Origin of the sequence: Dapis brunnea BLCC-M229 (assembly GCF_050015995.1) — a bacterium.
Lineage (GTDB): Bacteria > Cyanobacteriota > Cyanobacteriia > Cyanobacteriales > Microcoleaceae > Trichodesmium.
On the sequence record NZ_JBNHEP010000002.1, the window covers coordinates 34,920 to 47,702 of the forward strand.

At 32.7% G+C, this 12,783-nt stretch carries 12 protein-coding genes; 5 read left to right on the plus strand and 7 right to left on the minus strand.

Annotated elements, in window-relative coordinates:
* The 7 genes from ACP6PM_RS00440 to ychF form a co-directional block, all read right to left on the minus strand.
* A partial coding sequence (locus tag ACP6PM_RS00440; protein ID WP_426580817.1) for a 6-pyruvoyl trahydropterin synthase family protein occupies positions 1–347 on the minus strand: 347 nt, incomplete at its 3' end.
* Positions 348–743: 396 nt separating this feature from the next.
* Positions 744–1,862 (minus strand): mechanosensitive ion channel family protein, encoded by a 1,119-nt coding sequence (locus tag ACP6PM_RS00445; protein WP_426580819.1) that lies wholly within the window; start codon positions 1,860–1,862, stop codon positions 744–746.
* Between the two features lie 397 nt (positions 1,863–2,259).
* On the minus strand, positions 2,260–3,357 hold the full coding sequence (locus tag ACP6PM_RS00450; protein ID WP_426580821.1) for a mechanosensitive ion channel family protein: 1,098 nt from the start codon (positions 3,355–3,357) through the stop codon (positions 2,260–2,262).
* Positions 3,358–4,397: 1,040 nt separating this feature from the next.
* Positions 4,398–4,601, minus strand: coding sequence for a hypothetical protein (locus ACP6PM_RS00455; RefSeq protein WP_426580823.1), 204 nt, complete (start codon positions 4,599–4,601; stop codon positions 4,398–4,400).
* A 334-nt stretch (positions 4,602–4,935) separates the two neighbouring features.
* Positions 4,936–6,351 (minus strand): adenylate/guanylate cyclase domain-containing protein, encoded by a 1,416-nt coding sequence (locus ACP6PM_RS00460; RefSeq protein ID WP_426580825.1) that lies wholly within the window; start codon positions 6,349–6,351, stop codon positions 4,936–4,938.
* Positions 6,352–7,127: 776 nt separating this feature from the next.
* On the minus strand, positions 7,128–7,493 hold the full coding sequence (locus ACP6PM_RS00465; protein WP_426580827.1) for a phage holin family protein: 366 nt from the start codon (positions 7,491–7,493) through the stop codon (positions 7,128–7,130).
* Between the two features lie 200 nt (positions 7,494–7,693).
* Positions 7,694–8,785, minus strand: a complete 1,092-nt coding sequence (ychF, locus tag ACP6PM_RS00470; protein ID WP_426580829.1) for a redox-regulated ATPase YchF — start codon at positions 8,783–8,785, stop codon at positions 7,694–7,696.
* A 305-nt stretch (positions 8,786–9,090) separates the two neighbouring features.
* Here ychF and ACP6PM_RS00475 point away from each other — a divergent pair, with 305 nt between their 5' ends.
* The 5 genes from ACP6PM_RS00475 to ACP6PM_RS00495 all read left to right on the plus strand — a co-directional run bounded on the left by ACP6PM_RS00475 (position 9,091) and on the right by ACP6PM_RS00495 (position 12,686).
* Positions 9,091–9,585, plus strand: coding sequence for a hypothetical protein (locus ACP6PM_RS00475; protein ID WP_426580831.1), 495 nt, complete (start codon positions 9,091–9,093; stop codon positions 9,583–9,585).
* A gap of 63 nt (positions 9,586–9,648) precedes the next feature.
* Positions 9,649–11,049, plus strand: a complete 1,401-nt coding sequence (locus ACP6PM_RS00480) for a ParA family protein (protein ID WP_426580833.1) — start codon at positions 9,649–9,651, stop codon at positions 11,047–11,049.
* Positions 11,050–11,428: 379 nt separating this feature from the next.
* Complete coding sequence (locus tag ACP6PM_RS00485; RefSeq protein ID WP_426580835.1) at positions 11,429–12,214, plus strand: ParB N-terminal domain-containing protein; 786 nt, start codon at positions 11,429–11,431, stop codon at positions 12,212–12,214.
* 168 nt (positions 12,215–12,382) lie between these two features.
* On the plus strand, positions 12,383–12,556 hold the full coding sequence (locus ACP6PM_RS00490; protein ID WP_426580837.1) for a hypothetical protein: 174 nt from the start codon (positions 12,383–12,385) through the stop codon (positions 12,554–12,556).
* Positions 12,549–12,686, plus strand: a complete 138-nt coding sequence (locus ACP6PM_RS00495; RefSeq protein ID WP_426580839.1) for a hypothetical protein — start codon at positions 12,549–12,551, stop codon at positions 12,684–12,686. The genes ACP6PM_RS00490 and ACP6PM_RS00495 overlap by 8 nt, the downstream gene beginning before the upstream one ends.
* Positions 12,687–12,783: the final 97 nt, after the last annotated feature.

The window sequence follows — 12,783 nt, forward strand, 5'->3', positions numbered from 1 at the left end:
ACCGGAAGCAACTTTACATCTCGTTTCAGAAATGGTATTTTCTCTTTGTCACCATCGAAGAAAGCATAGACATATTCATCTGATTCTTCTACTCTGAGATAAGGACTTTTTAATGGTAGTAGAACAACTTCATCAAGAAATTGACAAATATCAAGGATAATTTTTTTGTAAATACCATAATTGAAGGTAATACCATTTTCCATTACTTCAGCCTCGAACATGACATATACAGAAAAATTATGACCGTGCAGATTCTCTCTTTCACTATCTGAAAATATAGTAAAGTGACCTGCAGAAAAGTTCATTGCTTGCTTGAATAATTCAATTTTAGTCAGTCGTTTTTTCATGGAAAATTTGCATTGGTATAAACCCTAAAAAAATATGTAAGCATTCAGCGGTCAGCGATCGGCTATAAATTATTAACTCATATAGAACCAGGTTATATAATATATGTTTATAATTCTATAATTAGGGCTTACTGATTAAATCCCAAAGGATTGAAAGATAAAGGCTAAAGCCTTTTTGGAAACAAAAAAAGTGCCTAATTTTCCGTGTCTATAGCTGCAAAAAGTTAGCATTTTGGGGAGAATAATTGCAGAAAAATAACTTTGACAATTCTTCCGACTACCTCCTCTATAATTTCCCATTCTTCCTAACTCCTCCCTACTCCCTAATTATTTTTGATTTTCATCTCCCCCACTCCACCACTCCCCTACTCCCTTAAAAGACTTTTTCAGCAAACCCTAAATAGTCACTGGGGAATCAACATAAATATTCGGTTCTTGCATATTAAAATCTATACCAAATTTTTTCAGTTCCTTAGAAAAATTCTGATTTGCAACTTCCAGTAGTTGCTTCCTTAGCTGAATAGAATTTTCACTAGAACCGAGAATAAAAAATGTCATCCTGGCACGACTTTTACCTGTAGCTTCATGGTCAAATACGGTTATTTTCATACTACCTGGATCGATCCCCATTAATGAATCTTTACTATTTCTAGCTACTTGCTGAACAAGAGCTTCTTCTTGTTCAGTAAGTTTTTTAGTAAAGTCTAAATATAATAAAACCATCACTTTTTTACCACGGGTAATATTCTCTATTGCCGCATCAGCTAGTTTGTTGTTAGGCACAATATATAGTGTACTTGTAGCTGCCACCCTAATTTTGGTAGAACGCAAACCAATAGATTCCACTCTACCGTAAATCTCACCTGCTCCTAATGAGCAACGAATATAATCTCCAGGAATAAAAGGACGGTCTAAAAATAAGACTATAGTACCAAAAAATTGCTCCAAGGTTTTTGAAGCTGAAAAACTAATAGCTATACCACCAATAGATACGCCAGCTAACAAACCTGTTAGGGGAAACTTTTGACTTTGAGCATAGCTTACTAATGCCACAAATCCAATCATTAGATTTACTATAGTCTCAAATACTAACAGTAACTCATTTTCTAAACCTGATTTAGAAATAATTTCAATTCCATAGATTCTCACAAGTTGACTAAATATCCGAGAGGCTAACCATGCAAGACTAGCAACTACAGAAAAAACTATTAGTGGATGAAAGAATTTGTAGAGTTTTTCATAATCTATCAACCAAGCTGAGGATAGAGAAATTAATAGACAAGTTCCTGCAAGTTGAAAAGGTTTTTTTAGTGGATGAATCAAATTATTGGTAATTTCTTGCCTTTCACCTGGGATAAAATTTTTAATAATAATACCCACTATTAGTGATGTATATTTTCCGATTAATATTGCTCCCAAAGCAAAGACAAAGAAAATTAAATAATTAGGAATGCTAGTAGCATCCAAAGAAATAAAGACCTGATTTACTTGGTTAATTATATCTGAGAAAAACATATTAACTTATACTATTTATCATCCATTAATGCTACTTTGTTAAAACTAATTTATACTTTGGTCTTTTGCCTGGACGTTGCACAATTAGGAATTATCAAATCCAAAAGTAGATATTTTTGGATAACTTTGTCCTCAAGATATGTACAGTTGAAAATCTATTATCATTCTTTAATGTGCGACCCCTTTTCCTCAACTTCTTATTATTATGTTCGGATAATCAGTTATAAAAAAATATTAGTTTGTAGTTTTGCTCTAGCCCACTAAATGTGTATCAATTGCTGAAGCAAAACTACTAACCTAATTATAAGTATTCAACCGAACATGATATTAACACCTAAAACTTACAAAAAAACACCTTTTTTCTGGATATATAGCTTGCTATGAGTGAAATTTGGTATTAGACCGTAATTGGTGAATCGACATAAATACTGGGTTGCTCTATATCAAAAGCAATACCATATTCCTTAAGTTTTAAAGTAATTCTTTGACTAGCATTATCCAACATTTGACGACGTAAATCCATAGATACTTTACCAGAACCTAAGATAAAAAATGTAATTTGGGCTTGAGTAATATTTTCTGATTTAGAACTCGGCAAATTTTTAAAAGCAATATCAGTATTACGAGGGTCAACACCAAATATATCGCTGGTACTTGTTAAGATAACTTGGCGGATTAATGCTTGTTCTTCAATATCTACATAACGATAAAAAGTTAAATATAAAATAGACATAACTTTCTTGGCTGCAGTAAAGTTTTCAATATTTACCTGAGTCAGAGAATTATTAGGAACAATTATTAATGTACCTTTTCCAGAAGAACGAATTTTAGTTGAGCGTAAACCAATAGATTCTACTCTGCCAAAAGTGCCATCGGGAAGACCAATATAGTCATCAATTACAAAAGGTCTATCTATATAAAGAACAATTCCACCAAGTAATTGACTTAAAGTATTTTGGGAAGCAAAAGCAACTGCTACACCTCCTATTCCCAGACTAGCAATTATACCAAATACATTCACTTGGTGAGTTTGAGCAAAAATGATAATAGCTAGAACAATAATAATAAAGTTCGCTATAAATTTACCTACTATAAATAAGTCACTATTAGCTTTACGATCGCTTCTGAATGCTGCTTCTATTAAATAGACATCGAAAAATTGTTTCACAAGTTGAGAAGCTAACCAAGTAATAGTAATTGTTAAGATTAAACTGAGGATTATTTCCAAAATATATAACTCAGAATATGGTGTAATAGCTAGAATAGTTATCTCAGATATGGCTAGAGCAATTACTACTCCAATTAGTGATTTATTTGGAGATATGATAATTTTATATACTTCAAAAATTTCTGTATATAATGAGTTTCCGATGAATTGAGGTAATTTACGAACCCCCAGAATAACAACTATTACTATGACTCCAAAAGCTAATATTTGTAGTAAAAGATTGACATTAATTGATACTTCTCGTGGTATTTGATCGAATTCCATCATATCGACTTTCTTGTGGTAGTTTTACTATTAATATTTTTGCTGATTTGATAATTTTTAAACAAAATTATTGCCACTAAGCTTCAAAGATTGTAGGTTTAAAATAAATAAGGAAGTAATTGGGTTTAAAATCCCAAACCTAACCCTCGATGTATACAATTATTTTGGGTTGAATATATATATAAATTGAACCACTAAGCTACTACCTAATACCAGATTACAATGAAGCTGCATAGAATAAAATTTCCAGAATAATTGACCATATATTAAAGATGGATAAATTAATCAATTTGATAATTCTGTGCAGCCTCATATAAAATTGATATAGCATTTCCCAAGCTAATGAGGTACAGTTGTTTTTCTTCTTGATTTATTCCTACGGAACCAGAATTACTACTCCCTACTTCCTATTCCCAGTTAAGTGTTCCCAGTTAAGTGTTCCCTAAAATCAAGGAATCTTGTATCTCACCAGTATGGGAATTGCTGTATCAAACTCAATTTTTTTCAAAACAAGGAAGTTAACAGGTATTTAAACTAGGTTTAATCAAATCAAAAAATATTTCCTTAATTCCTTTCCTCTTACCTTATTTTAAAAACAAATTTAACTAGCTATCAGCTAAAAGCATTCAGCTAGTCTCCTGGATGGTAACTTCGGCCTTCAGGTTTTTGAGCGATTGTTAAAATCCCCTGCCACCCCGTATAGGAAGGATTGTATTATCGGGGTTGAAATCCCCTTAATAACTGATTAAAAATAATCTTGCTGACTGCTGAGTGCTGACTGCTAACCGCTTTTTTAAAACGATAACAGCTGATAATACTGGTAAAGTAAAAAGTGTTAGGCTTTACGGAAAAGTGTAATTAGCAACGAGTAAAAGAAAAAAAGAAAATCAGTATACCTGATAAACCTGAGAAATAGTATAATACATAATATCGCTCAATTCATCTATCAAAGCAATAAGAAAAGTATCTCAAAAATAAAATTAATTAGCGAGTGCATTAGTAGTTTAGAGTAGTGCCGTATAGTTCTTACTTTCATATTAATTCTACTCAGGAAACTCAGGAATTACCCACTTAGGAGGAGCCATCCTTTTCTTCATCATTGCTTCTTCAGCCATTTCTAGCATTTTATCCAAAGAAGTATCATTAATAAATTTAGAAGTTTCTTCCACATATCCCTTATTAGGGCACTTGTCACCCAAAACACAACCATTTACACAAACTTCTGCACAATTTATAGTATTTTCCATACAATTCTCCGAACTCAACTTAATTAATTTTATAACAGATAACAGTTTTTAGCCATCCACTTCAAAAATGATCGATTGTCATGTAAACATCAACATTATTCTCATTCAATATCAACAGTATTTTTGAGTAAAGGCTAACCAGTAAATTAGTAATCATTTAGCCTTCAGTTATCAGGCATATTGCCTGTTACACCAGAATTAATCTTGAGAGATTGAGCAAGAATTATCGTAGTATAAATCCCTATATAAAATTATGCCTATTCTCTAATTAGTGTTTGCTGAAACGACTGAGTAATAGTTGAATTATGACATAAATTAATCCCAATAACCTAATTTAAACGGTCTTATATCTATCAACCAAAAAATATGTATTCATCCTTCCCTTACCCTTAATCATAATAGTTCCTCTCGCATCAAATATATATTTACCTTTTAAATGATAGTAGGTTGATTCTGTAACTTGAATCTTATCAGGTATACCGTGAGATTCCATGCGACTAGCAGTATTAACTGCATCACCCCAGAGGTCATAAATAAACTTTTTCCTGCCAATAACACCAGCAATAACAGGACCAGTATTAATACCAACTCTAATACTAAGTTGCATATTATTTTTTTGATTAAAATAGGCAATTGCTGCCTGCATATCCAAAGCCATTTCAGCAATTGCCTCAGTATGATCTTGCCTTGGTTCTGGTAAACCTCCAACCACCATATAAGCATCTCCAATAGTTTTAATTTTTTCCAAAAAATATCTATCAGTCAATTCATCAAAGCAAGAAAATATTTCATTTAGCAAATTAACTAATTCTGGAGGATTAATTTTTTCTGATAGCTCAGTAAACCCTACCAAATCTGCAAATAAAATAGTAACTTCAGCAAAACTATCAGCAATATCTTTTTTCCCTTCCTTTAATTTTGCTGCAATTGTTTGAGGCAAAACATTTAACAATAACTGTTCTGATTTTTCTTGTTCAACTAATAATATTTGTTCTGCTTGCTTGCGTCGATCAATTTCTGTAGAGACTCGCTCAAACATTTGATTAAAAGCCATCATTACCTCTCCCAATTCATCTTGACGCCGAACAGAAACAGAATAAAATTTAACCCGATCGCCATTTTTACTTAAAGCTTCTCCAGCAGCAATTAAGTCATCTCTTAACTTCAAAATAGGATTAATCAATGTAAATCCTAATACTTCCATTGTTACTAAGGTAACGAAAACAGATATAACTATTACAAGCACTACAATTCTACCAATATAAGCATATAATTCTCGTTGAATTTCAGAAGCGTCGTGACGGGCAATTAATGTGTAATTGATTCCCAAATAATCTGCAGATAATGCCACATCATATCGTTTACCATCTTGACTTCTAATACGGAGAATATTTTTGTCCCCAAGATGAGAAAAATTTATTTCTGGAGCTTCACCAATAGTTTCAATTAATTCTCCTTTAGAATCATAAATTGTGACTCCCAAAATTACAGAATCTTCAGTTAATGTTTTTACCTTCATCTGAAAGATACCATCAGACGCCATACTGGTTTGAGTTAAACGTACAATAGAATTAAAAATTGCTCCAGAAACATCTTCTAGTTGGTGAAGCAGTTCCTCTTCCCGCCGCTTATAAGATGGAATTAAAATTAAAGTCTCAATTACTACAATACTGGCAAATATCCACAAGACTATTTGTCTGGATAAACGCGCTCTTAAAGAACAAAATAATCTTGAAATTTTAGGAAACATATAAAATTTATTTGTTGGGAAGTTTACTAATAAGTTGCACCGCTCACCTTCAAATAAAAAAAATCAAATATAATCAATATTATCTTTATTATCTTTTATAGCACGATAGAAAAGTATCGGGAAATTGTAGAGGTAATCTAGATTTTTAATTTTGAACAGAAGATTAAAGATGACAGGGCAGAATTAGCCTGATTCTGATGAGTATTTATCTCTCTTTTACTCTCTTATTCCCAAGGTTTAAAATAAGGTTTATAGCGCTAGGCGCAAGTCACATAGGGTCCCCGTCGGATTGGCGACGTACAGAAGTAATCTCTGAGTAAGTTTTTCCTGAAAAAATGCTCCCCATTTAGTTGCGATTAAATCTCTCCATCTCTCCATCTCCCCATATCCATACCACTTTAAGGATATATAGTAAAACCTTTGAGATTTAGTATAACTATTTAGCTACAAAGAAAAATATGCCAAAATAAAACTGATATCCAGAACAAATAATTAACTAGATATCAGTTTTTAATAAACACAAAAAGCTACAAATTATCAGTCATCAGTCACCACTCAAAAGTTGATATTGTTAACTTATGCTTTAAGGAATAAGAATTAAATAAAGTCCAGAACTTTTTTTGATAACTCGGATCATATATACCTTAGGCAATTCAACTTGTGTAGATAATAAAATTCTCATTCCTAAGCTTTTCATGCTGATTATTTCAAGTCTAAGTTCCCCATCATACACGTTGATAACTGTTAACTGTTTTAATGACAACCTAGACTTTGACCTAACTTACCACTACCCGATTAAGTAACTCATAAAGAAAAGAGTTAATAAAACCTAATGCTACAGCACCAATTAGGGCGCTCCAAAATCCCCAACGTAAGCGAAATCCACTTACAAACCAAGCAGCTAAACCAAATATAGCCATATTGAGAAGTAGAGTAAAAATAAAACTCGAAAGAACAATCTTAATAGGCAAAGCTATAGCAACTAAAACTGGACGAACTAAAGCATTTAACAATCCAAAAACTGCCGAAGAAGTTAAGGCAATTTTAAAATCATCAATTTCTACTCCTGTAGGTAACTTAGAAATAATAAACAAACTCACAGCAGTAACAAACCAAAGAATCAAAAGTTCTACAATACTCATTTTTTTCTCCTTAATTAACTAGCTATCAGCTATCAGCTTTTAGCATTTCTGTTCCGGAATGCTCCGAAACAGATATCAGCTTTTAGTAGCTCTGGTTAAAATCCCCTTTCCCTTCAGGAATGCTCGGCAAAAGCTAACTTTAAAAAAACAATTTTTCTGACTACTGACTGCTAACCGCTGACCGCTTCTTTAACAGAAATCTAAACATTAAATCGGAAAAGCATAACATCCCCTTCCTTTACAAGATAATCCTTACCCTCACTCCTCAACAAACCCTTTTCTTTAGCAGCACTCATCGAACCAGTAGCGACCAAATCATCATAAGCAATTGTTTCTGCTCGAATAAAACCTCGTTCAAAATCAGTATGAATTACACCAGCAGCTTGAGGAGCTAACATTCCAGCTTTAATCGTCCAAGCTTTAGTTTCTTTTTCTCCAGTAGTAAAATAAGTACGCAATCCCAACAATTCATAAGTTGCCTTAATTAGAGATTTTAACCCACCTTCTTCTACTCCTAAAGATTCTAAATAATCAGCTCTTTCCTCCTCTGGTAACTCAATTAATTCTGATTCTACCTGAGCTGAAATTATCACAACTTGAGCATTTTCTACAGCAGCAATATTGCGGACTTTTTCAACCCAATCATTCCCACTAGCTAAGTCATCTTCTGACACATTAGCAGCATAAATTATGGGTTTAGAAGTTAACAGATTTAAAGGCTTAATTAGAAAAGATTCGTCTTCATTTAAACCAGCCATTCGTACCGATTTACCTTCGTTTAAAACAGCCTCTAATTTTTCTAAAATTTCTAATTCTGCCTGAGCTTCTTTACTGGTACGAGCTTGTTTTTTAGTTCGTTCAATTCGTCTTTCTACCTGAGCTAGGTCGGATAAGGCTAATTCTAAATTAATTACCTCAATATCTCGCACTGGATCGACGGAACCAGAGACATGAATAATATCCTCACTATCAAAACAACGAACTACTTGAACAATGGCATCAACCTCTCGAATATTAGATAAAAATTGATTACCTAAACCTTCTCCTTTACTAGCACCTTTTACTAAACCAGCAATATCAACAAATTCAATTCTGGTAGGAATAGTCTGAGCAGAATTAGAAATTTTAGTTAGCACATTTAACCGCTCATCTGGCACTGCCACCACACCAACATTAGGTTCTATTGTGCAAAATGGGAAGTTAGCAGCTTCTGCCTTGGCATTAGCAACTAAAGCATTAAATAAGGTAGATTTTCCGACGTTGGGTAGTCCGACAATTCCAGCTCTGAGCATAAATTTAAGTCAAAAATCAAAATTTAAAAGTTAAAAATTACAATTAGCCTATTTACAAGGATAGCAGAAGGCAAAAAGAATCTTGATTCCTAAATACTATAGTTTGACTCCAATGCTAAAGTTATCTAAATCAGTCTAATGAAATAATTATTTTACTTCTCTTGTTGAAGAATATATTTTCAAAAAGTTATTTGCAGGCAAAGTCTAGATTAAATTTTGTTAAATTAGTAATTTTTAGTCCGAAAATAAGTTAAAGTATTTTTTGATTATTATTTAAAGTTATAGACTAATTTAACTGTTGCGCAATGGTTGAAAAAAGAATCATGGGAACTACAGAAGCTGCATATTTACTTGGTATTTCCGGTCAACGTTTGCGGGTATTATTATCTCAAGGTCGAGTAAAAAATGCTCGCAAGGAAAATGGCTTTTGGCAAATTCCTGCTTATGGCTCTCAAGGTAATGAAATGCCCATAATTTATCCTGGTAGAAGAGGTCCGAAGGGTAATTGGTGCAAAGAAAAGCGGGTTAACCCCGCAATGATTCATGTTAACCAGCACATCATTAAGGAAAATGCAAAGAATCCACTAAAAGAGATAAGACCAGTAATTTCTGTGAAGCAAACTAATCGCAATGACTATGGTTTCCAGTTGGAAATTAAAGGTCCCTGTCGAATTGTATATAGTCCCCACAACCCGGCAAAATGCGGCGCTCACTTATGGATTGACACTTTTAGTCGAGTGCAATTTGTAGATATTAATTTTAATCCAATTAGCGCTTGTCAAGCATATAAATATATATAGATAGATGTAATTTTAAGACAAGTCAATAAAATTTAGATTTTTGCCGATATCTGTTGTGGTAAAGTGATAGTTACAATCAACACAAATGAACGACAGATGGATAATGCTGCGAAAAATCAAGCCCTCGTAGATGCTTTGGCAAAAAATCTGCCAGATGACGCATCTGAAGCTTTAGTAAGTCAGATTTTTGCATCTGAATTATTCAATTTTTTAGGTTTTGAAGTAAATGAAAGAGTGCCTTCTTTTTCCACAGGACTAGGTAATGAATCGGTCGATCATGCTCTGCGTCATAATACAGGAAATGAGATATTTTCTCAAACCAAAACTAATCCAGATATTCTTGTAGAGTTGAAAACTCGGAATCTTAATTTAGCTACTGATTCGACAGATTATAAAAAGACAGTTGTACAAATTAAACGGTATTTGCTATCTGAAAACTGTAAAACAGTGAAGTGGGGAATAATTACGAATGCTAATCACATTCAATTATTCAGAAAGCATGGAAAAGTTATTCATCCAGCGACAGTTTGCCTAGCAATTAATTCAGAAAATATCATCAAAATCGCTACATTGATTAAAGAAAAAATTAGTAAACCAAAAAAAGCATTAACAGTCGCAGTTTATAATAATAAAGGTGGGGTAGGAAAAACAACAACTACAGTTAATACGGCAGCAACCCTATCACTACCACCGTATCAGAAAAAAATTTTGGTTGTTGATTTTGATCCGAATCAAAGAGACTTGACAAATTCTTTAGCAATTAAACCAAGTACACCTACCTTTTATAATTGCTTGATAGATAAAAATATTAATGTTAGAGATGTAATTTATCCCTACAAAATCAGCGATAAAAAATCCAAAAAAGAATTTGGTTTTGATGTAATTCCTGTGCATGGAGAACTTAGTAATTGGGATGATATTGCACAACAAATTACTTTTGACCGATTAAGCAAAGTATTAGAGCAACTAAAAAATAACTACGACTATATCTTAATTGATTCTCCTCCTAACTGGCGGATATTCAGCGTTAGTGCTATTTATGCCGCAAATGTAGTTTTAATTCCGGCAAAACATAATAACTTATTTTCCCTAGAAAATGCAGCTATAACCATCAAGGAATATATACCAAAAGTTCAACAAGCAAGAAGAAAAAATCAAGATTTCGGACCAGTGGCTTTACCAATTTTCTTTAACGGTGAAAAAATGACCGAACCTCAAAAAAAAGTTGCTAAATCCTATATTAGTAAACTGATTAATGATGCTCGACAAAACTCCCATAATAAATTTGACCTGCTACCTTATTTTTATCCACGTTATACAAAAGCTAATAAAAATACCGAAATATTTGAATTGCCTGCTTATGCTGCAATTGCAAATTATACTTTTGATTATGTACCTGCTGTTTATCAGAATAAGGTAGCTCGTGAATATTATAAGAGTTTAGTTAATGAGTATTTTCTATAAAGCTAATAAAAATACAAAAATATTTGAATTGCTTAGTTATGCTGCATTGCAAATTATACTTTTGATTATGTATCTGCTGTTTTTAAAGATAAGGTAGTTCGCACATTTTATGTATACTTGGTTAAGGAATATTTTTGACAATGATCAATTTGAATAAGATTGGTAAATTGATACATCTATAATATGGATGAAATTTAACTCGGAGATGGAAAAAATGCTCCAGAATTTCTAATTTCATCAACGGCAAAAGTTCTGAATGAAACTGATGGAAAAAACTGGGTATCTGTGATTGTTAAAGTTGGAGAAGAGCAATATCCAGTCATTGATTAATTCTTTGATTTTCGCACATATCATATAGACTTGGTTAAGGAGTATTATAATGAGCAATTTGAGTAAGGTTGGTAAGTTGATACATTTATATATGGATGAAATTGAATTGGGAGATGGAAAAAATGCTCCAGAATTTCTAATTTCATCAACGGCAAAAGTTCTCAATGAAACTGGTGGGAGAAACTGGATACCTATCATTGTTAAAGAAGTGGGAGAAGATAAATATGAAGTAATTGGCAATTCTTTTATTTTTGCCGTAGCTGAAGCTGCTGGTTTAGAAAAAGTGTGGTGTATTATTGCTGATGAAAGTGAGGAAACTGAACAAATTAGCAAAATTTTATCTGGGGAAAAAACGCCACAAATAAATCTTTCCACCGCCACAAGAGATGAAATTAAAGCAGCACTTCAATACTTAATTGAAAAACCAGACAGCAAACTTAAAGGAGTAAAATTGCCAGTAGCTACAAATCGCATTGATGAAGCTCCGCGTCAATATTGGAAAGATTTTAAACCCATCACAAAATTAGGGTGTGGAATTACAACAGCTAAAGTTAATGCTTTAAAAGAAGTATTTTATCTGACTCCCCAACCAATACCCGAACCAGAGAAAGTAAATCTTTCCACTGCCACAAAAGATGAAATTGAGGCAGCACTTAAATATTTGATCGAAAAGCCAAATAGTAAACTTAAACAAGTTGATTTAGCAAAAGCAACAGAACGTATTGCCGAAGCTCCACGTCAAAATTGGAAAACCTTAGAACCAATTACAAAATTAAAATGTGGAATTGGAAAAGCTAAGATTAATGCTTTAAAAGAAATATTTTATTTAAGTTAGGGAGTAGGGAGTAGGGAATAGGGAGTAGGGGGAAAGAATTTAATACCTCTCTTCAATAATTGATTTCCTGTTTTTATTATTGGAAATTTCTAATCAGAGACTGAAATATTTAGATTGGGAAAAACCTTTTTCCCTAGAAAAGAGAGAGTAGGGAGTAAGGGTAAAAAATTGAAGACTTTTCTTGAGATAGCCGTAATAGTTACTCCTAATCAAAATTGTATTTTTCAATATTTGAATAGCGATCGCTATTCAAACATAGATTTAGAGATAGAAAGTTTCCTAGCTACTTCTAGAAGAAAATTAATCAAAGCTCCTAAAATCTCGAAAATTGGAAATGCTTAACCAAAGCAAGACACCAATAATTGAAACTCTCAAAAATTTCACCACCAGATTTATAGTCAACAGTTCTACTACAGAAATTATCGCCAGAATTCTAGTAACTACTTGTAGAAATCTACTTGTAGAAATGTAGAGAAAATAATTTTGCCAAAGTTTCGTTGCGACTTCTAGAATCAAATTAATCAAAGCTCCTAAAATCTCGAAAATTGGAAATGCTTAACCAAAGCAAG